A 26,793-nucleotide genomic window follows, 5' to 3' on the forward strand; every position below is an offset into this window, starting at 1 on the left:
TGATGCACCAGGGTGTTCGCGCCAGTATCAGGTACCGATGGTGCGAATTACCGCAGATGAACCTTTGTGTGGATAAGATAATGAGCGACAAGACAGACACGCACAACCCGCTCCCCTATGGCACCGGAGATGCCACCTACCGAGCCGCCGGTGGTATCGAGGGGATCACGGCACTGGTGGACCGTTTCTATGAGCTGATGGACAGCCTGCCGGAAGCCAGGGCGCTGCGCGAAATGCATCCAGCCGACCTGACTCAATCGCGGCAAAAACTGGCCTATTTTCTGTCCGGCTGGATGGGGGGCCCGAGGCTGTTCAGTCAACACTATGGTTCGATCATCATCCCCGAGGCGCACAAGCAGTTCCCGGTGGATATGGACAGCAAGAACGCCTGGCTGCGCTGCATGGAGCAGGCACTGATCGAACTCGAGTATCCCGAAGATTTCCGCCACTACCTGATGAAACAGCTGGCGATTCCGGCCGAGGTGATCCGCGCGCGGGCCCAGATGGAGGCGCAATCGAGGCAGCAGTAGAGCGATTCGATCTCGGCTTTAAAGCTGTCTGAGCGTCAGAGCCGCTGCGCCAATATCGACCGGAGTTCCTGCCGGGTGAGTACCACCGGATTGGTTTTCATGCTGTTACCGCCGGACGCGGCCACAATATGCGCCAGATCACTGGCTGCCACTCCGAAAGAGGCAAGACTTGGCAACCGGCAACGCCCGACCCAACTCTCCAGCAACTCGACCAGGGTATCGGCATCGCTCAGTTCCTCACCTCTAAGTTCTTCACCTCTAAGCTCTTCACCTCTAAGTAAGCGCGCCGCCCGTGCATATTTTCGCAGTGCCGGACTTTGCGGCGCGCGCTCGCGTAGCGCCTGCACATTCCCCCTCGTCACCGCCGCGACCAGCGTGCCGCAGGCTACGCCATGGGGGATCGAGAACCAGGCGCCCAAGGGCGCAGCGATACCGTGCACCGCTCCCAGTCCCGCTTGTGCCAGGCAGATACCGGACAGCATCGCGGCGTAGGCGATACAGCTGAAGTCCCGAACCGGCTGTTCAGGGTCAGCCGTAAAACCGGCGGCAAAGGCTTTGATCCCGCTCTCAGCCAGAGCATCGGCGAACACACTGGCCCCGGTGGAGACATAGGCTTCCAGCAGTTGTGTCAGTGCATCCATGGCGTTGCCAAGCATCACCGGAGCCGGACAGCTGCGCAGCAACTGCGGATCAATAACGGCCAAGCGCGCCAGCAGGCGTTCGTCGCGAAACGACTTTTTAAACCCGCCCGCACCGGCCTGCGTCAGCACTGCATTCTTGGTCATCTCGCTGCCGGTACCGGCCGTGGTCGGCACCGCGATAAAAGGCAGTGAAGGCCCCTCGTACGGCAGCTGCGGTCCAACCCCCTCAAGGTGATCCATCACCGAACGCCCGCTGGGCAGCAGTCCGGCAATCGCCTTGCCGGCGTCCAGCACGCTGCCGCCACCGATCGCCACCACCATATCGATCGAGCTGCACATAAAACGCCTGACGGCAGCGTCAACCTGCGCTGGACTGGGTTCGCCGCCAATGCCGACCTGTTCCCACTCCAGCCCCTGCGCTTCAAGCGCCCGCCCTAGCCGCGCCCAGTGCGGTCCGGCCAGGAACGACTGCCCACCCGTGATGAGCAATATACGGCGGCCGAAGGGAACAAGCTCGGCGGGCAGCCGCTCGATGCTCCCCTCCCCAAACAGGATGCGCGGCAGGGCCGCTACGGAAAAAGGCGGAATCGCGGTCAGAATGTCGTTACTCTCCGGCATACTCCCTCCTCCAAAATAAAAAGACCGGGCAACGTTACCGCTGTCCGGCCAATAGGGCTTTCAGGATTAGGTATCGGTTCTATCAGTTGCTGCCCGCGACCTTGTTGACCGCCTGCCAGCTCTTCAGCAGCTCTTCGTAGGCGATGGTCTCGCCCTGCGGCTTCTCATTGGCCAGCTTGGCCTTCGGAGAACCCGGCTGGCTGAGCCAGTACTGCGGATCGCGCGGTTCGTTCAGTTTCGGTCCGCACTCGCCCTGCACACCGGCACGCTCAAGACGCTGCATCACCTTGTCCTGAGCTTCGGCCAGACCGTCCAACGCTTCCTGCGGAGTCTTCTCGCCACTGGCCGCTTCGGCAATGTACTGCCACCAGAGCTGGGCCAGTTTCGGGTAGTCCGGCACGTTGGTACCGGTCGGTGACCACTGCACGCGGGCCGGGCTGCGGTAGAACTCGACCAGACCGCCCAGTTTCGGCGCTTCCTGGGTCATCACGTCGGAGTTGATATCGGATTCGCGGATCGGCGTCAGACCCACCAGGGTCTTCTTCAGCGATACGGTCTTGGCCACAGTGAACTGGGCGTAGAGCCAGGCCGCCAGACGCTGCTTGTCAGGGGTGGAGTTCAGGAAGGTCCAGGAACCGGCGTCCTGATAACCCAGCTTCATCCCCTCCTCCCAGTAGGGGCCTTTTGGCGACGGTGCCATGCGCCACTTCGGCGTGCCATCCTCGTTCACTACCGGCAGCCCCGGCTGGGTCATGCTGGAGGTGAAGGCGGTGTACCAGAAGATCTGCTGGGCGATATTACCCTGGGCCGGAACCGGACCCGCCTCGGAGAAGGTCATCCCCTGAGCTTCGGGCGGCGCGTATTGACGCAGCCAGTCGACATATTTGGTGGTGGCGTAGACCGCAGCCGGTCCGTTGGTGGCGCCGCCGCGCGACACGCTTGAGCCCACCGGGCGACAACCGTCGACGCGGATCCCCCACTCATCCACCGGCAGACCGTTCGGACGCCCCTTGTCACCCTCGCCCGCCATGGAGAACCAGGCATCGGTGAAGCGCCAGCCCAGCGACGGATCCTTCTTGCCGTAATCCATATGGCCATAAACGCGCTGGCCGTCGACGTTTTTCACCTTGTTGGTGAAGAAGTCAGCGATATCCTCATAAGCAGACCAGTTCTTCGGTACTCCCAGCTCATAGCCATAGGTCTCCTTGAACTGCTTCTTCAGGTCTTCGCGAGCGAACCAGTCGGCGCGGAACCAGTACAGGTTGGCGAACTGCTGGTCCGGCAGCTGGTAGATCTTGCCATCCGGTCCGGTGGTAAAGGAGAGACCGATAAAGTCCTGCAGATCCAGCGTCGGCAGGGTGTAGTCCTTGCCATCACCGTCGATCATGTCGGAGATCGGTACTACCTTGCCGTAGCGGAAATGGGTACCGATCAGGTCGGAGTCGTTGATGTAGGCATCGTAGATGTTGCGGTCGGACTGCATCTGGGTCTGCAGCTTCTCGACCACATCGCCCTCCTGGATCAGGTCGTGGTTGACCTTGATGCCGGTGATCTCCTCGAACGCCTTGGTCAGCACCTTGGATTCATATTCGTGGGTGGCGATGGTTTCGGAGGCGACATTGATGGTCATACCGCGGAACGGCTCCGCCGCCTTGGTGAACCACTGCAGCTCCTTCAGCTGCTCCTCCTTGCTCAGGGTGGACTTGTCGAACTCTTCGGCAATCCATTTGTTCGCCGCATCGAGATACTGGTCCGCGTAGGCCTGAACACTGATTCCGAGGGTGGCGGCACCGATCGCAGCGCTAAGCAGTATAACCTTTGGCATCTTCTTATTTTTGTTCATCTTCAACCTCTTTTTATAGTGCTTTTCGTTATTGGGAGACCGACGCTACGTCGGAATACCGGTCCTGTTGCAGTTGCTTTCGTTCTCACCTGGCCGAAGCCGAGATTTTTTTCGTTATATTTCACTTGCGAGCATTTATCGAGTAAAACTAGTTCTATTTCGAAAATTATTCAAATATAAATTTTCGAAAATATACAAAAATCACACATATCGAAAACACATCATCCCCAGCGCAGTATCACGGCAAGCCAGATAACCGAGATCGCCAGCGGGATCCACAGGTTGAGATCGGTGAGGCCGAGAAACACCAGATGGAGATAGGCGCTGCTGAGCAGACCGATAAACAGGCGGTCACCGCGCGTGGTGGCGATAGGGAGAAACCCCTTGCGTTCGACGCAGGGTGAACGGACCTCGTACACCGTCATGCACATCAAAATGAAGGCGATCACGGAGAAGAACACAGCGACCGGGAGGGTCCATGCCATCCAGCTGATCATGATGAAACTCCTCTTTTATCAGACTCGGCCCAGGGCAAAGCCCTTGGCAACATGGTTACGGACAAACCAGATCACCAGCAGTCCCGGGATGATGGTCAGAGCCCCGGCCGCCGACAGCACGCCCCAGTCGATACCGGCAGCTCCCACGGTTCTCGTCATGATCGCCGCGATCGGCTTCGCTTCCACCGAGGTCAGGGTGCGCGCAAGCAGCAGCTCGACCCAGGAGAACATGAAGGCAAAGAACGCGGTCACGCCGATTCCCGAGCGGATCATCGGCAGGAAGATCCGTACGAAGAAGCGTGGGAAGCTGTAGCCGTCGATATAGGCGGTCTCGTCTATCTCGCGCGGCACGCCGGACATGAATCCCTCCAGAATCCACACCGCCAGCGGTACGTTGAACAGGCAGTGGGCCAGCGCCACAGCGATATGGGTATCGAACAGCCCAACCGACGAGTAGAGCTGGAAGAAGGGCAGCAGGAACACCGCTGGCGGCGCCATGCGGTTGGTCAGCAGCCAGAAGAACAGGTGCTTGTCACCGACGAAGCGGTAACGGCTGAAGGCGTAGGCGGCAGGCAGCGCCACCAGCAGCGTGATCACCACGTTCATCGACACGTAGAGAATCGAGTTGATATAGCCTGAATACCAGCTCGGATCGCTGAAGATCACTTCGTAGTTGGCCAGCGTGAAGTGCTGTGGCCAGAGTGTCAGCGAGCTGAGAATCTCCTCATTGGTCTTGAACGACATGTTCAGCAGCCAGTAGATCGGCACCAGCACGAACAATATATAGAGGGAGATACCCAGCGTTTTGCGCTTACTCATTGTCATGATTCAAACCTCACTTCGCCTTGTCCATGTGGGTGATGGTGGTGAAGAACAGCCAGGACACCAGCAGCACGATCAGGAAGTAGACCAGCGAGAACGCGGCCGCCGGTCCCAGGTCGAACTGCCCCACCGCCATCTTGGTCAGGGTCTGGCTCAGAAAGGTGGTGGAGTTGCCCGGCCCGCCGCCGGTCAGCACGAACGGTTCGGTATAAATCATGAAGCTGTCCATGAAGCGCAGCAGGACGCCGATCACCAGCACGCTTTTCAGGCGCGGCAGCTGGATGTAGCGGAACACCGCCCACTTCGAGGCACGGTCGATCTCCGCCGCCTGGTAGAACGCCTCCGGAATGGCGCGCAAACCGGAGAAGCAGAGCAGCGCCACCAACGAGGTCCAGTGCCAGACATCGATCAGCAGCACCGTGGCCCAAGCGTCGCCGGGGTTGGAGGCGTAGTTGTAGTCGATGCCCAGACCGTTGAGCGCGGCGCCGAACAGGCCGATATCAGCGCGGCCGAAGATCTGCCAGATGGTGCCGACCACGTTCCAGGGGATCAGCAGCGGAATCGCCAGCAGAATCAGGCATAGCGATGCCATCTTGCCCTTGGTCGGCATCATCAGCGCGACAGCGATGCCGAGCGGAATCTCGATCGCCAGTACCGCGAACGAGTAGATAAACTGCCGCAGCAGCGAGTCGTGCAGGCGCGGATCGCGCAACACCTCGCGGAACCACTCGGCACCGACGAAGTAGGCGTTGTTCTGGTCGAAGATATCCTGCACCGAGTAGTTCACCACCGTCATCAACGGGATCACCGCGGAGAAGGCCACCAGCAGAAATACCGGCAGCACCAGGAACCAGGCTTTGTTGTTTTCGGTTTTGTTCATCAGACTTGCTCCTCGATCAGGAATTCGTCCACATACAGCTTCAGCCACTGCTGCGGGAAGCTGACGTAGACTTTGCCCACCGGCAGCTCACGGTCTTCGTCCAGGCGTGCCTTGATCAGTTGATTGCCCAGTCTGAGCGTCAGGATCTTGTGGGTGCCCAGGTCCTCATGCGACACCAGCTCGGTGACATAGGCATCGTCCACCGGCTTGTCCCAGACATGCACGAACTCGGGGCGGATGCCGACCTTGAGGTTGTAGCTGGGGACATCGGCCAGATAGGCGTTGAGTTCATCGGAGAGCGGCACCTGGATATCGTCGAAGCTGACGCCCCCCTCGCTGCGGCGCACCTCGATCAGATTCATGCCGGGACTGCCAATAAAGAAGCCGACGAAGGTGTGGTTGGGCACTTCGAACAACTCCCGCGGCGTGCCGAACTGGACGATCTGGCCGCCGTACATCACCGCGATCTTGTCGGCGAAGGTCGAGGCCTCGAGCTGATCGTGGGTCACGTAGATCATGGTGATATTGAACTGCTCGTGGATCTGCTTGAGCTTGCGCCGCAGTTTCCATTTCAGGTGCGGATCGATCACTGTCAGCGGTTCGTCGAACAGGATCGCCGACACGTCGTCGCGCACCAGCCCGCGTCCCATCGATACCTTCTGCTTCTCGTCGGCGGTCAGGTTGCGCGCCTTGTTGTGCAGCACCTCATGCAGTTCGAGGATCTCCGCCACTTCGTTGACCTTGGCTCGAACCTTGGCCTCCGGTACCTTGGCGTTGCGCAACGGGAAGGCCAGGTTGTCGTATACGGTCATCGAGTCATAGATCACCGGAAACTGGAACACCTGGGCGATGTTGCGCTCCTTCGGCGGCATCTCGTTGACACGGACGTTGTCGAACAGCACCTCGCCCTCAGAGGGCTGAAGCAGGCCGGAGATGATGTTCAGCAGTGTGCTCTTGCCGCAGCCGGACGGCCCCAGCAGCGCATAGGCCCCGCCCTGATGCCAGACGTGGTCCATCTCCCGAATCGCATAATCGGCGCCGGTGGCCGGGTTGGGAAAATAGCTGTGCGCCAGCGACTTCAGATGTATTTCAGCCATGTTCCTTACCCCCTCACCCGTTTAACCGGTGCTTGAATCAGATTGCCGTCCATACCGAACACGAACAGCTTGTGCGTCGGCAGATAGACCTTGATCGCCGTGTCGGTGTGATACTCGTGCACGCCGGACAGCTGCAACACCAGACCGAAGTGCTCGTTGCGCACATGCATGAAGGTCTCGGAACCACTGATCTCGGCCAGCTCGACCAGTGTCGACAGCTCCAGATCGTCGTCGTTGTGGGGTACCAGCCCGACATGGCTGGGGCGCACCCCGAACCAGTACTCCCCCGGTGCCAGCTGGCGCAGATCCTGATTCAGAGGGAAGTGGGCATACTCGTCGAAGGTCACCTCGGAGTCCGAAACGCGGCCGCGGATCAGGTTGATCGGCGGCTCGCTGAACAGCTCGGCGGCCTGGATATTGACCGGCTGGCTGTAGACACTGTTCACCGGACCGGATTGAACAATCTGCCCTTCGTGCAGCAGCGTAGTAGTGCCGCCAAGCGCCAGCGCCTCGTGCGCCTCGGTGGTGGCGTAGATCGCGATCGAACGGCGCTCCTTGAACAGTTCGCGCATCTCGAAGCGCAACTCCTCGCGCAGCTTGTAGTCCAGGTTCACCAGCGGCTCGTCGAACAGGATCAGGCTGGCGTCTTTCACCAGCGCCCGCGCCATCGCCGTGCGCTGCTGCTGGCCACCGGACAGCTCCAGCGGATGGCGCTCCAGGTAGGGTTCGATATGCAGCATCGCCGCCGTTTCCCTGACCCGTTTCTCGATCTGGGATTCCGGCAGCTTAGCCAGGCGCAGCGGAGAGGCGATGTTCTCCCTGACCGTCATGCTGGGGTAGTTGATGAACTGCTGATAGACCATGGAGATGTTGCGCTGCTGCACCGGAACACCGGTCACATCGCCTCCATCCATCAGAATCCGACCACTGGTGGGTTTATCCAGACCGGCCATCAGGCGCATCAGTGAGGTCTTGCCGGCCAGGGTGCGTCCGAGCAGGACATTGAACGATCCCGGCTCGAAGGTGATATTTGCGTCGGCAATGAATGGCACTCCATCCACTACACGCGTGACGTTTTCCAACGTTAGCGACATATTGCCGTCCCTTATTATTATTGTCCGGGCGATTCGCGCAGAGCCTATTCACTCCGAGCGCGTACCGCGGGGCTACAGATGACGGCAATCACTGTTGCGAACCTCATGCCAACATTTCGAACACCTTTTAACACCAAGTCTTATCTCATTGCTTTAAAAAGAACTATTTCGAAACTTATAATTTTCGTTTTGAATTCTTTTACGTTCGTTTTATGCTGTTCAGTGTTCAAGACACTGTTGACTTCACTTTCGTTTGAACACACCATTGAACACCTTGAACAGTTGAGCAATCAGTCAGAGAGCGATTAGTAAGACGAGCAGCCTGACGGCTCAAACTGGACCGCATGCCTCGAATAATAAGAAAAAAACACCATGACCGATCAGGCACTGAAAGAGCAAAACCACACAGAGGTGGTAGAGAACTCCTGGGATCGCTGCCGCTCGTTCGGCCTCGACCACAACAGCACACCGACGCTGATTCAGCTCGGCACCGGCGAGCGCCGCGACCTGAAGGAGGAGCACCGCTACCTGGTGCGCACTACCGACACCGAGGTGCTGCCCTTCTATGAGAACATCCTGTCGAACAGCAAATGCATGATCCTGCTGGCGGACAGCCGCGGCCAGGTACTGAACGGCTGGGGTGATCAGCGCTTCGTCGCACCGCAGCAGAAATCCTTTTTTCAGGAGGGCAGCAGCTGGGATGAGCGCTTCAACGGCACCAATGCGATCGGCACCGCGATCGCCTCAGGCCAAGCGGTGCAGATTCAGCGTGATGAGCATTTCCTGAAAGCCAACCGCTTCATGATCGGCTCCGCGGCGCCGATCTACGACACCAACCGCGATCTGCTCGGGGTGCTGGATATCTCCAGCGATGCCTACCTGCCGCAGGCCCATACCTTGGGGATGGTCAAACTGATGTCGCAGTCGATCGAGAATCGGCTGATCATGAAAACGTTCAGCAGTGAGCACTTCATGCTCACCTTCAACACCAACCTGGACAATATCGACAGCCAGTGGTCGGGCCTGATCGTGTTCACCGAAGAGGGCACTATCATCTCCGCCAACCGGCGCGCGGAGCTGCTGCTCGGGTACGACCTGGCACTGGCCGATGTATCGCAGATTTTTAACTGCCCGCTGCGAGAACTGAAGAATCATCCTGAGCTGCTGCCGCTGAAGCTGCAGACACCGAATCGCCACAATATGCATGCGGTGATCAAACGGCCGGCCGAGAAACCGATTCAGGCGGTGGACTACCGGAAGCAGCGCTCAGTATCGGCCGAAACTTTTGGGGAGATTACCCTGGACCGCATCGGCTATGGTGACGAGCGCGTTGCCCGCTGCGTGCGGCAGGCGGAGCGGTTGATCGAGAAGGATATTCCGATCCTGATCCACGGCGAGACCGGCGTCGGCAAGGAGGTGTTCGTCAAGGCGCTGCATCAGCGCAGTTCACGTCGCCCACATGCACTGGTCGCGGTCAACTGCGCCGCGATACCCAGCGAACTGGTGGAGTCGGAGCTGTTCGGCTATGAGAAAGGCGCCTTTACCGGCGCCAGCACCAAAGGCGCTATCGGTCTGATCCGCAAGGCCCACAAGGGCACCCTGTTTCTGGACGAGATCGGCGAGATGCCACTGAAGGCGCAGGCGCGGCTGTTACGCGTGCTGCAAGAGCGCAAGGTGACGCCGCTGGGATCGACCGAGTCCTACCCGGTGAATATCAAACTGGTCTCCGCCACCAACCGCTGCCTGCGCGCCCAGGTGCAGGAGGGCGGCTTCCGCCAGGACCTGTACTACCGCGTCAGCGGCCTCAATCTCGAGCTGCCGCCGCTGCGCGAGCGCAGCGATCGCCGCACGCTATTCCAGCAGGTGCACCGCATGCACCGGGAGCCGCACCAGCAGGCTGAGCTGTCCGACGAGATCCTGAACCTGTTCGAGCAGCACCCCTGGCCCGGCAATATCCGCCAGCTGATCAGCGTCCTGCAGATCGCCCTGGCGATGGCCGATGACGAACCGGTCGAGAGTTGGCATCTGCCCGACGACTTCTTTCACGATATACGGGAACAGACATCCTGGGAGGGGTCAGACCCCGAACCGGCAGTTGCGTCGGCGGCACCCGGCAGTGCCGACAATGAGAGCCTGCTGGCCGAAACGCTGGTGGAATATAACCGCCTCGAAGGCAATATATCCCGTACTGCAAAACGGTTGGGGATCAGCCGGAATACGCTCTACAAACGACTTCGGGAACTGGGAGTCCGTTGAAAACGACCCGCGTTGCCGGCACGGCGTTTTCAACGGCTCGTTAACCTCAGCGCATCAACTTACCTGCACTGCACCTTGGATACCGCCTGAGTCCAGCCATCGTACAGACGGTCGCGCTGCTCCTTGGACATCTTCGGCTCGAACCTGCGCTCGCACTGCCAGAGCTTCTCCAATGCTTCCAGCGATTCGAACACCCCCGCCTTCAGTCCCGCCAGATAGGCCGCGCCCAGTGCGGTGGTTTCGATGATCCGGGGCCGGTCGACGGTGGCCCCCAGGATATCGGACAGGTTCTGCAGCACCCAGTTGTTGGCCACCATGCCGCCATCGACGCGCAGCGCTACGGGACGTACGCCGTCGCGCTCCATCGCTTTCTGCAGATCCTTGGTCTGGTAGCACACCGACTGCAGTCCGGCGGTTACGATCTCCTTGATGCCGGTGTCACGGGTCAGACCGAAGATGGCGCCGCGGGCCTCAGGATCCCAATAGGGTGCACCGAGACCGGTAAAGGCCGGCACCAAGTAGACACCATGATCGACCGGGGTCTGCAGCGCCAACTGCTCGGTTTCCCCTGCCCCCTGAATCAACTGCAGGCCGTCACGCAGCCACTGGATGGTGGCCCCGGCGATAAAAATACTGCCCTCGAGGGCATAGGTCGGCCGACCATCGAGCCGGTAGGCAACGGTGGTCAACAGGCGGTGTTCGGACTTCAGCGCACGCAGGCCGGTATTGAGCACCAGGAAGCAACCGGTGCCGTAGGTACTCTTCGCCATCCCTTCATGGAAGCAGGTCTGACCGAACAGCGCCGCCTGCTGATCGCCGGCGACACCGTAGATCGGGATCGCCTGGCCGAGCAGATCGGCATCGATCATGCCGAAATCGTCGGAGGAATCCATCACCTCCGGCAGCATACTGGCCGGAATATCGAACAGCTCCAGCAGTTCCGGATCCCACTGCTGGGTGTGGATATTGAACAGCAGGGTACGGGATGCGTTGGTGGCGTCGGTGCGGTGCACCCTGCCCTTGGTCAGGTGCCAGAGCAGAAAGCTGTCCACTGTGCCGAAGGCCAGTTCGCCACGCTCCGCTCTTTCCCGTGCGCCCGGTACCTCGTTGAGGATCCAGCGTACCTTGGTACCTGAGAAGTAGGGATCAATCAGCAAGCCGGTCTTGTCGTTGATCATCGACTCCAGCCCTTCCGCTTTCAGGCTTTCGCAGTACTTCGACGTGCGTCGATCCTGCCAGACGATGGCGTTGTAGAGCGGTTCGCCGGTATGTCGGTCCCAGACGATGGTCGTCTCACGCTGGTTGGTGATACCGGCGGCACGGATCTGGCCCGGTTCTATACCGGCACCCTCAATAACCTGACGGCAGGTCTCGATCACCGATTGCCAGATCTGCGCGGGATCATGCTCAACCCAGCCGTCCTGAGGGAAATGCTGGGAAAACTCCTGCTGGCTGGTGTGAAAGATCTGCCCGGAGGTGGTGAAGAGGATGGCACGGGAGCTCGTAGTGCCCTGATCGATTGCCAGTAGATACTCAGTCATGGTCCGACCCGCTTATTCTAAAATGTTCTTTTTTTTTCGCATTCTTACCAGTTTGCACCTAAAAACCAAGGAAAATTTTTCCTCGATTCACCGCCCCCTACTTTTCTAAGGCCGAAATCTCGCCTCCTTTCTTATGCCAACCTACTGATTCTGTGCGACAATTAGCCAACGAGCGGAGAGAGGTCGAGCAACCGGCTTTCGAGCGCACTCACGAATCTATCCGTTTATGCAGCATCGTTCATGTAGCCAAGGAGTCACCATTCAATCATGGCACAAAGACACCGGCAGGATCTGATATTCGAAAAGGTCCAACAGGCCGGCTTCGTCACCATCGACGAGCTGGTCGAGTGTTTCCAGGTTACCCCGCAGACCATCCGCCGCGACCTTAATCAACTGGCCAAGGACAACCGGATTCAGCGCCACCACGGCGGTGCCAGCGCCGAGTCCAGCACCCAGAATCTGGCCTATCAGACGCGCAAGATCATGACCCTGGAAGCCAAGGAGAAGATCGCCGCCGAGCTGGTGAAGATGATCCCGAACGGTGCCTCGCTGTTCATCAACATCGGTACGACTACGGAAACCATCGCCCGTGCACTCCTCAATCATCGCGACCTGCGGGTGGTGACCAATAATCTTCACGTCGCGTCGATCCTGAGCCCCAAGGAGGACTTTACAGTGATCATCGCCAGCGGCGAAGTTCGCAGCCGGGACGGCGGTATCGTCGGTGAAGCGACGCGCGACTTCATCAATCAGTTCCAGATGGACTTCGGTATCATCGGAATCAGCGGCATACACAGCGACGGCACCCTGCTCGATTACGATTACCGTGAAGTACGCGTGGCCCAGGCGATCATCACCAACTCGCGCCAGGTATTGCTGGCGGCGGACCACACCAAATTCGGTCGTAACGCCATGGTACGCCTCGGTAATATCACCCAGGCGGACCATCTCTTTACCGACCAGCGCCCCCCCAACGGTATCTGCAAGCTATTGGCGGAAAATCAGGTCGAGCTTCATATCGTCTGATACCGGTTTCGCCGCCGGGCTGCGCATACGGCAGCCCGGATCCGCACCTTCGGGCACCTGAACGCTCGAGCAATCTTTATCCACCGACCTGCCAGCATACGGAGACACTCATCTTCGTGTAAGAATAATTTCATCACAAAAAATATTCGTTTTTGATTGATTATTTTCGTATTCGAACACTATAGTAACAACAGCAACGCAAGGCACTCTTTTCAATCGGGTATAGATCCAGACTCCGGCTGACGGCCTGGTCTGGCGTGGAGACTCCAAAGCATGACGTCGATTACAGCGATTCAGGACCTCATTGTTGTCGGTGGCGGCGTAAACGGTGCCGGTATTGCTATGGATGCAGCCGGACGCGACCTGAAGGTGATGCTGTGCGAGATGAGCGACCTCGCCTCAGCCACCTCGTCCAACAGCAGTAAACTGATCCATGGCGGCCTGCGCTACCTGGAGCATTACGAGTTCCGCCTGGTGCGCGAAGCGCTGGCTGAACGTGAGGCACTGCTGCGTAACGCCCCCCATATCATGTGGCCGCTGCGCTTTCGCCTGCCGCACCGTCCCCATTTGCGCCCGGCCTGGATGATTCGCGCCGGCCTGTTCCTGTATGACCACCTGGCCAAACGGGAGCTGCTACCCGGCTCCCACGGCATAGGATTCGCAACCGACTCACCGCTGGCCAGCCATATCACACGGGGATTCGAATATTCCGACGGCTGGGTCGACGATGCCCGGTTGGTAGTATTGCTGGCGAAGGCCGCCGAGGAGAAAGGCGCCGAGATTCGCACCCGCTGCCGCTGCGTCAAAGCCCGGCGTGAAAACGAACTCTGGGCCGTCACCCTGCGCGACGAAAACACCGGCCGCCAGGAAACCCGGTATAGCCGAGCCCTGGTCAACGCCAGTGGTCCCTGGGTCAGTAAGCTGTTTGAAGAGACCATGGCAAGCCGGCCGCCAAAGCAGATCCGCATGGTCAAGGGCAGCCATATTGTGGTGCCACGCATTCACGACGAGCCCGAAGCCTATATCCTGCAGAACGAAGATAGCCGTATCGTGTTTGTCATCCCCTATGAGGATAACTTCTCACTGATCGGCACCACGGACGTCGACTACGCGGGAGATCCGAGCGCCGCGGAGATCTCGCTGGAAGAAGCCGACTATCTGATCTCGGTGGTCAACGATCACTTCAAGCACCAGATCAGCCACAGCGACATCGTCTACACATACTCCGGCGTACGCCCGTTGATGGATGAAGAGGGTGGCGCGGCGCAAAAAGCCACTCGCGACTACACCTTCGAGGTGGATGCTGGTCCCGGCCGGGCTCCGCTGCTGTCGGTATTCGGGGGCAAGATCACCACCTACCGTAAGCTGGCGCAGGCCGCCACCGACGCAATCTGCAAATATTTCCCGGAAGCGGGTCCAGCCTGGACCAAGAGCGCCACACTGCCCGGCGGTAACTTCGAGACCCAACAGAGCCTGCAGGCAGCCTTGGCGCGCCAGTTCCCCTGGCTGCCTCTGGCGTTGGCACGCCGTTTCACACGTACCTACGGCACCCTCAGCCATCAGATTCTGGACGGCTGCCGCTCACTGGAAGACCTCGGCCCCTCCTTCGGTGCCAGCCTGCATCAGCGTGAAGTAGACTACCTGGTCGAGCATGAATGGGCGCAGTCGGTGGACGATATCATCTGGCGCCGCACCCGTCTGGGACTCTACCTGCAAGCCGGTGAGCGTGAAAAGCTCGCCAATTATCTGGACAGAGTATTCGGCAGACAACAGAAAACGATGATGCTATCTAAATAGGAAGATCGGCTGGCCCTCTCCAGGCCAGCCGATCGGTTAGCGGTGATAGCCCAGGCTATCGACGCGAGGATTATTTGGGCTGTTCGATACCAACGATGAACCAGTCGGCGTTCTCCACCGACATGTCGCGGCTCAGGTGCCAGATCTCGCTGAACTCGGCAGTGTCACCCTGCTCCTCTTCACGCAGCCAGCCGTAGAAGTGCAGGCTGACGACGACCTGGTTCTGTTCGTCGATGAAGTTGATCAGGTCCGCCATCACCGACACCACTTCGGTGTGCTGACGCTCCGGGAAACGGGCACGCTGCGCCTTCAGCTCTTCGAACAGTTCGGCCGAGGTGTAGCTACGGATCTCATCCCAGTTGCTGTCGTCCCAGGCTTTCTGCAGCGCGCTGAAATGGTTGCAGGCCTGATCGAGAAACGCTTTCTTGTTGAACCACTCCGGCAGTTTCAGCTCCGGCTCGGCCAGTGCACTGCCGATACCAGCGTCGTAGATCGGCGGTTGGGGTACCTCGGTCTGGGCGCGCCATTGCGTATTCTGCTCCTGGCCTGAGTTCCCCACTCCAGCATAGGCGGTTTGTGTCTGGCGCCGCCCGGAAAACAGCTTGAACAGCACAAAACCGATCAGGCCGAAGATCAGGATATCCATCAGTTGGATCCCTTCGAACGCTCCGCCGAAGAACAGCGCCCCCAGCAGACCACCGGCCAGCAAACCGCCCATCAAACCGCCAAAACCACTGCGACGCGGTGCGGTCGCGGTACCGGTCTGGGTGGGCGATGTGGTGGTCTGAGCATCCTGCTGCTTGTTGTAAGTGGGTGAAGGCGCCACCTTCTTCGGTGCGGTGTAGGTCTTACCCAGGGTGAAGCCACCGCCAAGACGCTTGGCTTGAGCCTCTTCCATCGGGATCAGGAAGCTGAGCAGGATAACGAAAATGCTGGTAGTCAGGGTTCGCATTGAAGCTCCTTTAGAGTTTCTTTGTGTCCATCACGCCCTCACGAGCGTTTGGGTTGCAGCTTACCGATTGTTTTCGACAAAGTCGCCAAATAGATGCCGATGAATATGAGCAGCATGCCCAGGGCATGGTAGAGCTGCAGCGTTTCGTCGAGAAACAGCACCGATAGCAGCACGCCGAACAGCGGCATCAGGTGGATGAATAGACCGGCGCGGGCCGCCCCCAGTTCCGCAACACCTCGGTTCCAGAACAGGTAGGAGAGGATCGACGGGAAAATCGCCATATAGGCCACCGCCGACAGCACCAGGGGAGACCAGGTCAGTGTAAGCTCGCCCTGCTGCTCGTTTAGCGCGAAGGGTAGCAATGCCAGCACACCGATCAGCACATTGCAGGCGAACAGGGTGAATCCATCCAGCTCTTTCGGCCGCCAACGCAGGGCCAGTGAATACAGCGACCAGGTCAGCACCGCCGCACCGATCCAGATATCTCCCGGGTTAAAGCTCAGGTTCAGCAGCATCTGCAAATCGGCCCTGGTGATCAACACTGCGACACCTGCAATCGAGACCACCACACCCAACCACTGACGCGCGGTTGTCGGCTCACGCAGCATGATGGCGCTTAACAGCAATATCACCACCGGAATCGCCGACTGCATCAACGCGGCATTGGAGGCGGTGGTGTCCTGCAAGCCGATGTAGAGAAAGGTATTGAAGTTGGCGACACTGAGAATCGACAGTACCAGCAGCATCGGCAGGTGTCTGAACAGAACGCCCCGCTGCCGCCACAGACGTGGCAGCGCCCACGGCAGGATCAGCACCAGCACCAACGTCCAGCGTAGCAACGCCAGCGTCACCGGCTCGATATCCGCGTGAATAGCGCGGGCGCTGACCAGGTTACCGGCCCAGAACAGTATCGTCAGCGAGAGCAGCAGGTAGGCCATCAGTTTTGCACTCGACCGCTTATCCAGCGCTGGATCGCGCTTTGCGTGGCATCCTCACCGGTGAGAATAAAGTGCAGGGTGTTGTAGTTGTGCGTGGTCCACTCAAACTTAGTCAGGTCCCGTTTGCGGCCACAGAACAGTATCTCGTCACCCGGTTCAACTAGCGTCAACTCTCCCGGCAGCGCTTTCACGTCACCATTTCGACGCAACATCAGTGGAAAGCACTCCAGCGTCTCGCGCCGGTCGTGGGGGTTTTTCAGCAGTGAAATCAGCTTAACCTCTACCCCCTCATCGAGCTTGCATTGGATCGCCGGTGCGGAGGATTCATCGATTCGGATCGAACGACTCTCCAGCGCCTCGTCTCCGACCGTAGCGTTCATCCGGTTGACCAGGGTGTGAGCCCAGACCTCATCCTGCTGCATCAGGTGATCCAGAAACACGGACATCAGCGGAATCTTCAACCGAGCCAGGATCTGCGCGGCGATGATCTTCCCAGGCTGCATGATGAAGTCGCAGCGGGAGTTGGCAAACACCAGCTCATTGGCGCTCAGGTTCTGGCGCACCACCGTGGTCAGCTTCGGGTTTAGCTCCCGCGCGGTCATGATGATCGACAGGTTGTCGGCATCGTTCGCGGTACCGGCAACGACGCCGACCGCACTCTCAACTCCTGCCTGCTGCAGGGTGATCGCCTCGGTGCCGATACCGAGCACCGCACTGCTCATGCCCCTGATGCTGTCCGGGTTGGGATCGATAACGGTGATCTCGGTGCCCTCCTGCTGCAGGTTGCGGGCGATATTGCGACCAAAGCGGCCGTAGCCACAGATGATCCAGCGTCCCTTTTCACGGCGATAGACACTGGCGAGGCTGCGATGCTCGGGATTCATCAACCAGTCGTACACCAGATGACGGTGGGGACTGTGGGCGGCGAGCGCGACATACTCGGCATAGGAGCGGAACGGGTCGACAATCATGTCGGTACCGAAGGAGGCCAGGTTGGCGCTGGTGATATCGTTCTCCGAACGACTGATCACCAGCCGCTTGGGCATCAACACCTTGCTGGCAATGGCGATGGCCAGATTCACGTTGTCGCTGTTGGTCAACGCCAGTACACCGACGCAGTGTGGGTTCTGCAGCCCCGCATAGTCTAGGATATCGGGCAGCGATGCATCGGCGCACAACGCCGGTACCGGCATCACCAGCCCATCCAGCTCCAGTGAATCGATCCTCTCCTGATCGATATCCACCACCACCGCCCTCACGCCATGATCGATCAGCTCCCGTACCACGTGATTGCCGGTAACACCGTAGCCACACACCAGGTAGAAGCGCTCGTGCAGACCGCGAACTTCCCGCACGAAGGTACGCAAGCGCCGCAGACGGATAAAGCCGGAATCCTGAAACACGGTCAGTGTGGTGCCGATACCGTAAAGCCAGGCCACCACGGAGGAGTAGATGGTTACCAGCGTCCACATCCGCTGGGCGCCGGTGAACTCATAGGGGATCTCACCGAATCCGATGGTCGAGCCCATGAACGAGACAAAGTAGAAGGCGTGGAAAAAATCCATGTGCCAGACGTTGCCGGCGTCGTCACGTCCCGGGATCAGCGTGAAACCCAGCACCGCCACAGCGTATACCACGATCAGCGTGATCAGCGGCACGCGCAGACGGCGCAACAGCACATAGAGGATATCGTTCATCGAATCAGCGCCGGATCAGAGCGGTCTCGACCATCAGCAGGATCACCGAGGTGATGTTGGCCACCAACGCCCCGCCGGCAAAGGAAACCACACTGGCCATCACCTCCGCCTCCATACCGCTGGCGGCGATATGCTCGCCGTACGCCCAGATGCCGGCGGAGATGATCAACTGCAGGTCAGCCACCAGACTGGTGGCCAGCATCAGCGCGCCAAGGTGGCTGCGATCGCCGAATTTGAGAACGGTGCAGATCAGGCTGACCACCAGGGCCAGGAACAGTTCGAGCACATCGTGGTGGTCCGGGTTATCGATCTCGCCGATAAAAAAACCGAAGTTCAGCGTCAGCGCCAAAACGATAAAGAAAGCGAAGATCACCTTTTCGCGATTCATCCGTGCATACTCCTTATGTACACTCACGCCGATTACTCTCATCAATTGTATAGGCAGTCGCCCAACGCATACCAGCGGAACCCCGAGGCGACTACCAGAGTCAGAGCAGTGAATCCGACCATCTCACCGGAGCTTCCAGGCTGAGATAACAACACTACAGGAGCGGTAAAGGATTGCGAATGCAGAGCCTTAATTCGACACTGATACGTTTCACCCTGCTGCTATTGGTCGTGCTGGCGCTGCCGGTACGCGCAGCACTTCCGATCCAGAGCCCCAACGACAGCCGCCAGTACGAGGTGTTCAGCCTGTCCAACCGGATGCAGGTGGTGGTGGTATCCGACCCGGACAGCGACAAGGGTGCGGCCTCGCTCAGTGTTCAGGTCGGCAGCGGGGACGACCCCAAAGGCCGAGAAGGGTTGTCTCATTTTCTTGAGCACATGCTGTTCCTAGGTACCGAAAAATACCCGGAAGCGGACGCCTACCAGCAGTTCATCAGCGCCAATGGCGGCAGCCACAATGCCTACACCGCATTCGACCACACCAACTACTTTTTCGACGTCAAGGCCGACGCCCTGCCTGCCGCGCTGGATCGTTTCTCGCAGTTTTTCATCGCCCCGCTGTTCACCCCCGAATACGTGGACCGCGAGCGTCATGCAGTGCACTCCGAGTTCAAGGCCAGGATCCGCGACGACGGCCGCCGCCTGTACGTGGCCGGCAAGCTGGCGCTGAATCCGGACCACCCCTACAGCCAGTTCGCCGTCGGCAGCCTCGACACCCTTGCCGACAGGCCGGATAGCCCGGTGCGTGAGGACCTGATCAAGTTTTACAACAGCCACTACTCCGCCAACCTGATGACGCTGGCGGTGGTGGGTCGACAGTCGACAGCCGAGCTGCGCCGGCTGGTCGAGGAGCGCTTCTCGGCGGTCGCCGACCGCAACCTGAAAGCACTGAACATCGACGCCTCCCTGTATAAGGCTGACCAGCTACCGATTCAGCTGGATGTGGTCACCCTGATGCAGACCCGTTTACTCGAACTAAGCTTCCCGATCGCGCCGATACGCGAGCACTGGGACAAGAAACCGGTCCGCTATATTGCCAGCCTGATCGGCTACGAGGGCGAGGGCAGCCTGCTGAGCCTGCTCAAGCAGAAGGGCTGGGCCCAGGCGCTCGGCGCCTCCGCCGGGATCGATCTGGACAACCAGGCCAGCTTCGATGTCAGCATCGAGCTGACCGAAGCGGGCCTTGAACACTACACCGAGGTGGTCGCGCTGTTCTTCAGCTATGTCGACGCGCTGAAGGATGCAGGGGTACGTCAGGATCTGTATGAGGAGGAGGCGTTACTGGCCGCTGCCGAATTCCGTTTCCGCGAGCCGCGTGAGCCGATCCATGAGGTCACCAATCTGTCGCGCAGCCTCGCGCGCTACCCCAGCATACACCTGCTCGATGCGCCCTATCGCTTCAGCGGCTTCGACCCGGCGTTGATCGGCAGTTATCTGGACCAGCTGACACCGGACCGACTGGTGCTGCTGCGCGCCGCGCAGGATCTGCAGACCGACCGGCGCACGCCGCGCTACGAGATCGACTACCGGCTCGGCAAGCCCGAGGATCAGGCGCTGGCCCGCTGGCAGGCACCAAAGGCGGTGGCTCAGCTGCATGCTCGCGGCCAGAACCCCTTTGTCGCCCATGACCTGGAGCTGCTCGCCACCAATGGCGATCCCGATCCGCAACCGCAGCGGATCTGGCACAGCGAGGGCGGTGAACTCTGGTTCCTGCAGGATGCGAGTTTCGGCGTCCCCCGTGCCAACCTCTACCTGGCGCTGCTTACCGGCTCGGCCAATGCCAGCCCGAGGTCCGCGGTGCTGAACGAACTCTATACCCGCATGCTCAAGGACCGGTTGAACGAGGTGCTCTACGATGCCAGCCTGGCCGGACTCTCGGCCGATATTTACAACCATGCCCGCGGTATCAGCCTGCGCCTGAGCGGCTACAACGAGCGCATGCCGCTGCTGCTCGACGCCATCCTGGACGCCGCCAAACAATCGCCCAGCTCCGAATCCCGCTTTGCCCGCATCAAGCAGGCCTTGAGCGAAGAGCTGGACAACGCCCGCAAGGAGAAGCCCTACACCCAGACCTTCAGTACCCTGTACCGCTCGCTGATGCCGCAGTGGACCGAGGAGGAACAGCTGAAGGCCTTGGCGCCGCTGACCCTGGCCGACCTGCAGGGTTACTGGCCGTCACTGTTCAACGACGTGCACATGCGCGGTTTGGCCCACGGCAACCTGAGCGAAGCGTCCGCGCGGCATATGGCGCAGCAGGTCTACGACAACCTGTTGAACGGTCGTGCCGCAGCCGCCACGCCGAGGCTGCCGGTTGTGCAGCTGCCCGAGGGGCGGACACTGCATACCACGCTGCCGATCGATCACAACGATTCGGCGCTGACACTGTACATGCAGGGTGAAAACACCGAGCTGGGGACCCGCGCCGAGGTGGCGCTGCTCAACGAGATTCTCGCCACCCCGTTCTACAATCAGCTGCGCACCGAGCAGCAACTCGGATACATCGTCTTCGCCAACTTCCTGCCGCTCAGCGAGGTACCCGGGCTGGCGCTGGTGGTGCAGTCTCCGGTGGCCGATCCGGTCAGACTGGAGCAGGCATATAACCTTTTCCTCGACCAGATGCAGACCGCACTCGCCGAGCTGCCCGAGCAGACGCTGGAGGGGTTCCGCCGCAGCCTGATCTCCCGGATCGATCAGCGAGACAACTCGCTGAAGGAGCGCAGCTCGCGGTTCTGGCGCGAGCTGGACCGAGAGAACACCGAGTTCGATACGCCGGAGAAGATGATTGCCGCGGTACAGCAGGTGACCCGAGTGCAGCTTGGCGAACGGCTGAAACAGCTACGCTCTCGCCAACTGGCGGTGCGCAGCTTCGGCAATCAAAGCAACCAGGGTAATAGTGGCGGTGACGATCGCGAGCTGCTGGACGCGCTCAAGGCTGAGCAGCGCTATGTGCCGGGCAGCGCAACGCTGCCCTGATCAGGGAAGATGGCAGGTTAAAGCTCGATTACGTCACGATGGGTTCCGAAAGGCGGCGGCGGGGTCAGTTCCGGTCCCGGCGCCTCTTCCGGCAGGAGATCGAGTTCTGTCGGCAACTTAGCGTCGCGCTCGATCTGGGCAAACACCAGATCCTCGCCTGTTAGCGGCTTAACCTTGACCGGCTCCACCACGATCTCATGTATCGGCAGCGGCGCAGAGGGCGCTACAACGGTGACCTCCGGCAAAGGTACTGGCGGCCCCAGCTCAACCACGAAATAGTCCGCCTCATCAACTTGACGCGTGCCAGGCAACAGCCCCTGCCCAGCAGCCTGGACAGATCCCGATAGGGTCACGGCGCACACCAGTGCGGCTGACTCAAAACTCCATCGGGTAGATCGATTCAGCATAGTAAGCCAGTTCTTCCAGTATCTGCTTGTCCCGTTCCGAAGTTGTCGGCAGCTGCGCCAGACGGTTGAGCTCGTCGTAGAAATTCGGAATGGTCAGGTAACCGTTATTGTCTTCATCGAGCAACTTGCGCGAACGGTATTCCTCCCAGCGCTGATGCTCCTCGTCCTGTAGCGCCTGCGGGTAGTTGCGCGCCTTGTAGCGCAGCAGCATCTCCTCAAGACGCGGATCCTGGAACGGCAGTTCCAGCGTCGCCAACTCCTCGGGCGCCGCGTTCCGCACCTGCTCCATCAGCCCCCGGTCGCTATCGCTGAAGAAACCGCCACTGTAGAGCATATGGTCCGGATCGCCATCCGCCGGCGGCTGGTCATCGGTGTACAGCACCGCCAGTTTAGCCTGCAGACCAGGCTCCGCGCGCAGCAATGCCAGATGGCGGCGGCAGGTATCACCGTCGATATTGAGCCGTGCCGCCTCGGAAGCGTTCAGCATACCGGCAGGTGCGACGATAGGGCAACGGTTGCTGTGCAGCAGTTTCAACGCGATCTCCGGCGCGCCTTCCGGACGCTGGTCATGGCGGGTGTAGAGCAGCTCGCGAATCTGCTCGACGCTGAGTTCGAACAGCGGTGTCGGGTCGACCCGCAGGTCCCAGACGGCCGCGGCGTTGCGATTGACCGGATGCCAGCACAGCGGTGCTACCACCGCCGCGTTACCCCACTGCACCGGGTACTTGGAGGAGATGTGCAGCACCGGCTTCATCGCCGGTACATCCAGTAGCGCCTGCACCGCACGCTTGCCGCGATTGTTCAGCACATAGTTGAACAGTTTGGGCTGACGTTCGCGCACCAGCTTGGCCACCTCGATGGTCGCGTAGACGTCGGACAGCGCATCGTGCGCCTGCTCGTGGGACAGACCATTGGCGCGGCTCAGGTCCTCCAGACGCAGGCTTGGTGTACCGTCCTCATACTCGGGCCAGTTTATCCCCTCGGGACGGAGCGCACGGGTCAGGCGCAGCATATCGATTATGTCCCAGCGCGAGCAGCCGTTCTGCCACTCACGGGCATAGGGGTCATAGAAATTACGATAGAGGGTGTAGCGCGTCACCTCATCGTCAAAACGGATGCTGTTATACCCGACAGCACAGGTACCGGGACGGGAGAGCTCGGTGTGGATAGCGCGAATGAACTCGGCCTCGCATACCCCTTCTTCCAATGCCAGTTGCGGCGTGATGCCGGTGACCAGACAGGCCTGGGGATGCGGCAGCACATCCTCAGACGGCGCGGCATAAATGACCAGTGGCTCTTCAATGATATTGAAGTCGGCGTCGGTACGTACGCCGGCAAACTGCACAGGCCGATCGCGTTTGGGATCGGTGCCGAAGGTTTCATAATCGTGCCAGAAAAAGGTTTCGGTAGCGTTGGCTGCCATCTCGGATCCGTTTGCGTGGTTCATGTATACTGGGCCCACACACTACCATCGATAGGGATCGCACGCATGCTTCACGACACAATGAACAGTAACCGACCCTGCCCTTGTGGCTCAGGCCGTTTGTTCAGCGCGTGCTGCGAGCCCGCCCTGACCGGCGTTGCGCCCGCGGCCACGGCGGAAGCGCTGATGCGCTCCCGCTATAGCGCGTTTGCGCTCGGTGCTGTGGATTACCTGATCGAAACACTGGCACCGGAAAAGCGTCAACCGGGCGAGGCCGAGCTATTGACCGAGCAGACCCAGGTCACCACCTGGACCGGATTGACGATACTCGACACCCAGGCCGGCGGTCCGCAGGATCCTATAGGCGTCGTCGAGTTCGAAGCGCGCTTCGATTCGGGCCCCGATCGTGGTGTGCTGCATGAACGCTCCCGCTTTAGGCGGGAAAACGGCCGCTGGCTCTATGTTGACGGCGACGTTCAGCTGAAACCAGCCTGAGCGAAGAACGGACCGCCCGGATTTAACCGCCTTGTCAAGGCTTTTCCTGCGCGACCCGAGGCCGGTAGAATAGCTGCCCGCCCGACAGGGACACGCTGATATTATCAGTACGCCGGGGTATGGAGCCGCCTACGCATACCTTATGTATGCAGTAGCGCCTCGCTCTGCTGTCTGGTTCTCCGATTGAGTAACCGAGCGCAAAGCGCCGGTCTGTGGTGATTGATGTTTGTAAATCTGTTCAAACCCAAATGGCGTCACTCCAGTGCAGCCGTACGCGCTAGCGCCGTTGCTCGTCTACGCAAAGACCATCCCGGCCACATCGACATCCTGCGCCAGCTTCTGCTGGACGATAACAGCAGCGAAGTGCGTCGCGCCGCGCTTGATCGGGTCGACGATCCTGAGTTACTGATTCAGGCGCTGGTCTCTGAGCAGGATCAGCAACTGCGCCTGCATGCCGCCTGCGCCATCGCCAACTATCTGGAGCCGCTGCCAGAGCAGGAGCAGCGCAACTGGCTCGAGCGCCTGCCGGATACAGCCAGCCTTGCAGCACTGGTGCTCTGCGATGCCGGCAACCAGGTGCAATACGTCGCCCTGTCCCTGATCGATGACCAGACCACCCTGCTGACCCTCGCCCTGCAGGGCGCCATAGCCCAACTACGGCGATCGGCAGCCGAGCGTATTACCCAGCCTGAGTTGCTCGACACCCTCTGCCGGGAAAGCCGTGGCAGCGACAAGACGGTGCACCGTATCGCACGGGACATGCTGCAGGCATACAAAGAGCAGGAGCGTGAACAGCAAGCCCTGGAACAGAAGCAACGCGAGCTGATCGCGACACTGAATGCGCTGGTCAATGGTCTGGACCACCAGCATTTTCAGGCCCGTTTCGATGTAATTAACCGCGAATGGGAGCAGTTGCCGAGCTCTTCCCTGCTCGAACCCGAGTTTCAAACTCTGGCGCAACGCGCTCGCGCCTTCATCGCTCAGCAGCAGGCGGAACGGGAGCAGCAGGAAGCCAAAGCGCGTGCGGCGGCAGCACATCGCGACGCCTGCGTACAACTGGAGCAGGAGATTGACGGTGCCCTTACCCAGGATATCGAGGTCAGCGCGCTACAATCGCTTTGCGACCGGGTCCAGTCGCTCGAACAACAGGGGCCGCTGACCGACGGCCTCAACAGGCGGTTGAAACAGGCACAGCACTGCAGATCCGCACTGGAACAGTTGCAGCAGCACCAAGACCAGCTCCAGTCACTGCTGCAGCAGCCGCTGGAGCAGCTGGACAAGGGCTCTATCAATAATCTGCTTCATGCAATCCGCTGGCCCGAAAAGCTGGCTAAGCCGGACCTGCTGGTTCAGGCGGAGAAGCTGCTGAAAGCGATCGACAAACGCCGGCAGGAGAAGCGCGAACACTCCGACAGACTGGCCTCCCAGTTGGAGGGCAACCTCGATGCTCTGGAACAGGCGATCAGCCAGGGCGAGATCCGCGTCGCCGTGCGCTGTCAGGATCAGGCCACCGATCAACTTCAGCGACTCAACGGTACCACCGCCCCACAGCTGGAAAAGCGCTACAAGTCGTTGATCGCGCAGCTGCAGGAGATGAAGGACTGGCAGGGCTTTGCCATCAATGGCAAGAAGGAGGAGCTGTGCGACCGGATGGAAGCGCTGATCGACGCCGACCTCCCCCCTCAGCAACTGGCCGACCAGATCCGTTCGCTGCAACAGGAGTGGAAATCCCTGGACGCCGGCGCCTGTGTTCATTCGCAGAAGCTGTGGCAACGCTTCCGCACAGCGGCCGAAGCCGCTTACAGCCCCTGTGAAGCGCACTTTTCAACCCAGCGTCAGCTACGCGAACAGAATCTCAAACAACGCGAAGAGATCTGCCATCAACTGGGTCAGTTACTCGACAGCATCGACTGGGACAAAGCCGACTGGCCTGCCATCGAGCGGATATGCCACACGGCAAAGCGGGAATGGAAGCAGTTCTCACCGGTCGACCGCGCGCCCGGCAAAGCAGTTCAAAGCAGCTTCAATCAGCTGATCCGCAACCTGGACCAACGCTTGCGTAACTGGCATCAGCAGTGTGCCGAGGCGAAGCGGCAGCTGATATTACGCGCGGCTGAGCTGGCAGAAGCCGAGGATCTGCGCGCGGCAGCCGAAGAAGCCAAGGCCCTGCAGCGTCATTGGAAAGCGATCGGACCGGCCTTTCGCAGCGAAGAGCGCGCTCTCTGGCAGGAGTTCCGTGCCCACTGCGATACCATCTTCGCACGACTCAAGGACGACCCGACACCACCTGCTACGCAGATTATGCTCGAGCAATCGCCGGCGCCGATGAAGGAGGCGGAACTGAGTCGATTCAACTCCTGTGCCGAAATGCTGACCAAAGCGGAAGCGGCAATGCTAGAGGGCGATGCCGAGCTGATCGACAGGATACTGGATACGGTGCGCGGGTCGGTCAAGTCACTGCCCCTCCCCTGGCGCGCGGCGATGCTGGAGCGTGCCGACGTGGTAGAGCGTACAGTTGAATCCACCGAAGAGCTGGAGCAGCAGTTGGCTGACAGCGAACAGCGTCTACGTGAGCTGTGTATCCGTCTTGAGATTCTGTTGGGACAGCCAACACCGGACGAGGATCAAGCCAAGCGCATGGAGTATCAGATGCGCCGCTTGCAGCAAGCCCTTGCCGAGCAGAATCAGAATCCGGCTACAGGCGATGTGATACAACTGGACCTGGAGTGGAAAACGCTGCCCTACAGCGGCGTATTCCCCGAACTGCGCCAACGCTTCGAGCAGCTGAAGCAACGGACGACTTGTTGAGTTCGACAGGA

The 26,793-nt window shown here is 59.9% G+C and carries 21 protein-coding genes; 7 read left to right on the forward strand and 14 right to left on the reverse strand.

Annotated features, from left to right (window positions below; translation table 11 throughout):
* The first annotated feature begins 80 nt into the window (after positions 1–80).
* The gene (locus tag IEX40_RS05425; protein WP_229680604.1) at positions 81–530 is read left to right on the forward strand and encodes a group II truncated hemoglobin; all 450 of its coding nucleotides are present in this window, start codon (positions 81–83) and stop codon (positions 528–530) included.
* Positions 531–565: 35 nt separating this feature from the next.
* Here IEX40_RS05425 and IEX40_RS05430 read toward each other — a convergent pair whose 3' ends face one another.
* The 7 genes from IEX40_RS05430 to IEX40_RS05460 form a co-directional block, all read right to left on the reverse strand.
* Complete coding sequence (locus tag IEX40_RS05430; RefSeq protein WP_188746097.1) at positions 566–1,789, reverse strand: iron-containing alcohol dehydrogenase; 1,224 nt, start codon at positions 1,787–1,789, stop codon at positions 566–568.
* An 82-nt stretch (positions 1,790–1,871) separates the two neighbouring features.
* Positions 1,872–3,632, reverse strand: coding sequence for an ABC transporter substrate-binding protein (locus IEX40_RS05435; protein ID WP_188746098.1), 1,761 nt, complete (start codon positions 3,630–3,632; stop codon positions 1,872–1,874).
* Positions 3,633–3,853: 221 nt separating this feature from the next.
* Positions 3,854–4,126: a DUF2160 domain-containing protein gene (locus IEX40_RS05440; protein ID WP_188746665.1), complete on the reverse strand. Its 273-nt coding sequence runs from the start codon at positions 4,124–4,126 to the stop codon at positions 3,854–3,856.
* A 21-nt stretch (positions 4,127–4,147) separates the two neighbouring features.
* On the reverse strand, positions 4,148–4,954 hold the full coding sequence (locus tag IEX40_RS05445) for a carbohydrate ABC transporter permease (RefSeq protein ID WP_188746099.1): 807 nt from the start codon (positions 4,952–4,954) through the stop codon (positions 4,148–4,150).
* Between the two features lie 10 nt (positions 4,955–4,964).
* Complete coding sequence (locus tag IEX40_RS05450) at positions 4,965–5,831, reverse strand: carbohydrate ABC transporter permease (protein WP_188746100.1); 867 nt, start codon at positions 5,829–5,831, stop codon at positions 4,965–4,967.
* Positions 5,831–6,928: an ABC transporter ATP-binding protein gene (locus IEX40_RS05455; RefSeq protein ID WP_188746101.1), complete on the reverse strand. Its 1,098-nt coding sequence runs from the start codon at positions 6,926–6,928 to the stop codon at positions 5,831–5,833. The genes IEX40_RS05450 and IEX40_RS05455 overlap by 1 nt, the downstream gene beginning before the upstream one ends.
* Before the next feature lie 5 nt (positions 6,929–6,933).
* Positions 6,934–8,022: an ABC transporter ATP-binding protein gene (locus IEX40_RS05460; RefSeq protein ID WP_188746102.1), complete on the reverse strand. Its 1,089-nt coding sequence runs from the start codon at positions 8,020–8,022 to the stop codon at positions 6,934–6,936.
* Between the two features lie 372 nt (positions 8,023–8,394).
* On the opposite strand from IEX40_RS05460, the gene IEX40_RS05465 reads away from it, so the two are divergent.
* A complete protein-coding gene (locus IEX40_RS05465) occupies positions 8,395–10,278 on the forward strand; it encodes a sigma-54-dependent Fis family transcriptional regulator (protein WP_188746103.1) in 1,884 nt (627 codons plus the stop codon).
* Positions 10,279–10,337: 59 nt separating this feature from the next.
* On the opposite strand, the gene glpK is transcribed toward IEX40_RS05465, so the two are convergent.
* Entirely contained in the window at positions 10,338–11,819 is a 1,482-nt protein-coding gene (gene glpK, locus IEX40_RS05470) for a glycerol kinase GlpK (protein WP_188746104.1), read from the reverse strand.
* A gap of 267 nt (positions 11,820–12,086) precedes the next feature.
* Here glpK and IEX40_RS05475 point away from each other — a divergent pair, with 267 nt between their 5' ends.
* Both IEX40_RS05475 and glpD read left to right on the forward strand, forming a co-directional pair.
* Entirely contained in the window at positions 12,087–12,845 is a 759-nt protein-coding gene (locus IEX40_RS05475) for a DeoR/GlpR family transcriptional regulator (protein WP_188746105.1), read from the forward strand.
* Between the two features lie 273 nt (positions 12,846–13,118).
* Positions 13,119–14,642 (forward strand): glycerol-3-phosphate dehydrogenase, encoded by a 1,524-nt coding sequence (gene glpD / locus IEX40_RS05480; RefSeq protein WP_188746106.1) that lies wholly within the window; start codon positions 13,119–13,121, stop codon positions 14,640–14,642.
* Positions 14,643–14,712: 70 nt separating this feature from the next.
* On the opposite strand, the gene IEX40_RS05485 is transcribed toward glpD, so the two are convergent.
* From IEX40_RS05485 to IEX40_RS05500, 4 genes are read right to left on the reverse strand one after another with little or no spacing between them, the layout of a single operon-like run.
* A complete protein-coding gene (locus IEX40_RS05485; protein ID WP_188746107.1) occupies positions 14,713–15,594 on the reverse strand; it encodes a Tim44 domain-containing protein in 882 nt (293 codons plus the stop codon).
* A 38-nt stretch (positions 15,595–15,632) separates the two neighbouring features.
* Positions 15,633–16,532, reverse strand: coding sequence for a DMT family transporter (locus tag IEX40_RS05490; protein WP_188746108.1), 900 nt, complete (start codon positions 16,530–16,532; stop codon positions 15,633–15,635).
* On the reverse strand, positions 16,532–18,229 hold the full coding sequence (locus IEX40_RS05495; protein WP_188746110.1) for a potassium channel family protein: 1,698 nt from the start codon (positions 18,227–18,229) through the stop codon (positions 16,532–16,534). The genes IEX40_RS05490 and IEX40_RS05495 overlap by 1 nt, the downstream gene beginning before the upstream one ends.
* 4 nt (positions 18,230–18,233) lie before the next feature.
* On the reverse strand, positions 18,234–18,617 hold the full coding sequence (locus IEX40_RS05500; protein ID WP_188746111.1) for a DUF6394 family protein: 384 nt from the start codon (positions 18,615–18,617) through the stop codon (positions 18,234–18,236).
* A 179-nt stretch (positions 18,618–18,796) separates the two neighbouring features.
* On the opposite strand from IEX40_RS05500, the gene IEX40_RS05505 reads away from it, so the two are divergent.
* Positions 18,797–21,649 carry an insulinase family protein gene (locus IEX40_RS05505; protein ID WP_188746113.1) on the forward strand — a complete coding sequence of 951 codons (2,853 nt, stop codon included), beginning with the start codon at positions 18,797–18,799 and terminating at the stop codon, positions 21,647–21,649.
* A gap of 17 nt (positions 21,650–21,666) precedes the next feature.
* Here IEX40_RS05505 and IEX40_RS05510 read toward each other — a convergent pair whose 3' ends face one another.
* Together IEX40_RS05510 and sbcB are read right to left on the reverse strand one after the other, a co-directional pair.
* On the reverse strand, positions 21,667–22,056 hold the full coding sequence (locus tag IEX40_RS05510) for a hypothetical protein (protein ID WP_188746714.1): 390 nt from the start codon (positions 22,054–22,056) through the stop codon (positions 21,667–21,669).
* Positions 22,025–23,479 (reverse strand): exodeoxyribonuclease I, encoded by a 1,455-nt coding sequence (gene sbcB / locus IEX40_RS05515; RefSeq protein ID WP_188746115.1) that lies wholly within the window; start codon positions 23,477–23,479, stop codon positions 22,025–22,027. Before sbcB ends, IEX40_RS05510 begins: the two co-directional genes overlap by 32 nt.
* A gap of 66 nt (positions 23,480–23,545) precedes the next feature.
* On the opposite strand from sbcB, the gene IEX40_RS05520 reads away from it, so the two are divergent.
* Complete coding sequence (locus IEX40_RS05520; protein ID WP_188746117.1) at positions 23,546–23,974, forward strand: YchJ family protein; 429 nt, start codon at positions 23,546–23,548, stop codon at positions 23,972–23,974.
* A 222-nt stretch (positions 23,975–24,196) separates the two neighbouring features.
* Entirely contained in the window at positions 24,197–26,782 is a 2,586-nt protein-coding gene (locus IEX40_RS05525) for a DUF349 domain-containing protein (protein WP_188746119.1), read from the forward strand.
* Positions 26,783–26,793 lie beyond the last annotated feature (11 nt).

Source organism: Marinobacterium zhoushanense, assembly GCF_014641945.1.
Lineage (GTDB): Bacteria > Pseudomonadota > Gammaproteobacteria > Pseudomonadales > Balneatricaceae > Marinobacterium_D > Marinobacterium_D zhoushanense.

What these genes read in the sequence shown, in the direction of transcription:
- IEX40_RS05425 (WP_229680604.1), top strand. Translation starts at nt 81, where the DNA reads ATGAGCGACAAGACAGACACGCACAACCCGCTCCCCTATGGCACCGGA.
- IEX40_RS05435 (WP_188746098.1), bottom strand. Translation starts at nt 3,632, where the DNA reads ATGAACAAAAATAAGAAGATGCCAAAGGTTATACTGCTTAGCGCTGCG.
- IEX40_RS05450 (WP_188746100.1), bottom strand. Translation starts at nt 5,831, where the DNA reads ATGAACAAAACCGAAAACAACAAAGCCTGGTTCCTGGTGCTGCCGGTA.
- IEX40_RS05505 (WP_188746113.1), top strand. Translation starts at nt 18,797, where the DNA reads ATGCAGAGCCTTAATTCGACACTGATACGTTTCACCCTGCTGCTATTG.
- IEX40_RS05445 (WP_188746099.1), bottom strand. Translation starts at nt 4,954, where the DNA reads ATGACAATGAGTAAGCGCAAAACGCTGGGTATCTCCCTCTATATATTG.
- IEX40_RS05485 (WP_188746107.1), bottom strand. Translation starts at nt 15,594, where the DNA reads ATGCGAACCCTGACTACCAGCATTTTCGTTATCCTGCTCAGCTTCCTG.
- IEX40_RS05510 (WP_188746714.1), bottom strand. Translation starts at nt 22,056, where the DNA reads ATGCTGAATCGATCTACCCGATGGAGTTTTGAGTCAGCCGCACTGGTG.
- IEX40_RS05490 (WP_188746108.1), bottom strand. Translation starts at nt 16,532, where the DNA reads ATGGCCTACCTGCTGCTCTCGCTGACGATACTGTTCTGGGCCGGTAAC.
- glpD (WP_188746106.1), top strand. Translation starts at nt 13,119, where the DNA reads ATGACGTCGATTACAGCGATTCAGGACCTCATTGTTGTCGGTGGCGGC.
- sbcB (WP_188746115.1), bottom strand. Translation starts at nt 23,479, where the DNA reads ATGGCAGCCAACGCTACCGAAACCTTTTTCTGGCACGATTATGAAACC.
- IEX40_RS05430 (WP_188746097.1), bottom strand. Translation starts at nt 1,789, where the DNA reads ATGCCGGAGAGTAACGACATTCTGACCGCGATTCCGCCTTTTTCCGTA.
- IEX40_RS05525 (WP_188746119.1), top strand. Translation starts at nt 24,197, where the DNA reads ATGTTTGTAAATCTGTTCAAACCCAAATGGCGTCACTCCAGTGCAGCC.
- glpK (WP_188746104.1), bottom strand. Translation starts at nt 11,819, where the DNA reads ATGACTGAGTATCTACTGGCAATCGATCAGGGCACTACGAGCTCCCGT.
- IEX40_RS05495 (WP_188746110.1), bottom strand. Translation starts at nt 18,229, where the DNA reads ATGAACGATATCCTCTATGTGCTGTTGCGCCGTCTGCGCGTGCCGCTG.
- IEX40_RS05455 (WP_188746101.1), bottom strand. Translation starts at nt 6,928, where the DNA reads ATGGCTGAAATACATCTGAAGTCGCTGGCGCACAGCTATTTTCCCAAC.
- IEX40_RS05465 (WP_188746103.1), top strand. Translation starts at nt 8,395, where the DNA reads ATGACCGATCAGGCACTGAAAGAGCAAAACCACACAGAGGTGGTAGAG.
- IEX40_RS05520 (WP_188746117.1), top strand. Translation starts at nt 23,546, where the DNA reads ATGCTTCACGACACAATGAACAGTAACCGACCCTGCCCTTGTGGCTCA.
- IEX40_RS05500 (WP_188746111.1), bottom strand. Translation starts at nt 18,617, where the DNA reads ATGAATCGCGAAAAGGTGATCTTCGCTTTCTTTATCGTTTTGGCGCTG.
- IEX40_RS05460 (WP_188746102.1), bottom strand. Translation starts at nt 8,022, where the DNA reads ATGTCGCTAACGTTGGAAAACGTCACGCGTGTAGTGGATGGAGTGCCA.
- IEX40_RS05475 (WP_188746105.1), top strand. Translation starts at nt 12,087, where the DNA reads ATGGCACAAAGACACCGGCAGGATCTGATATTCGAAAAGGTCCAACAG.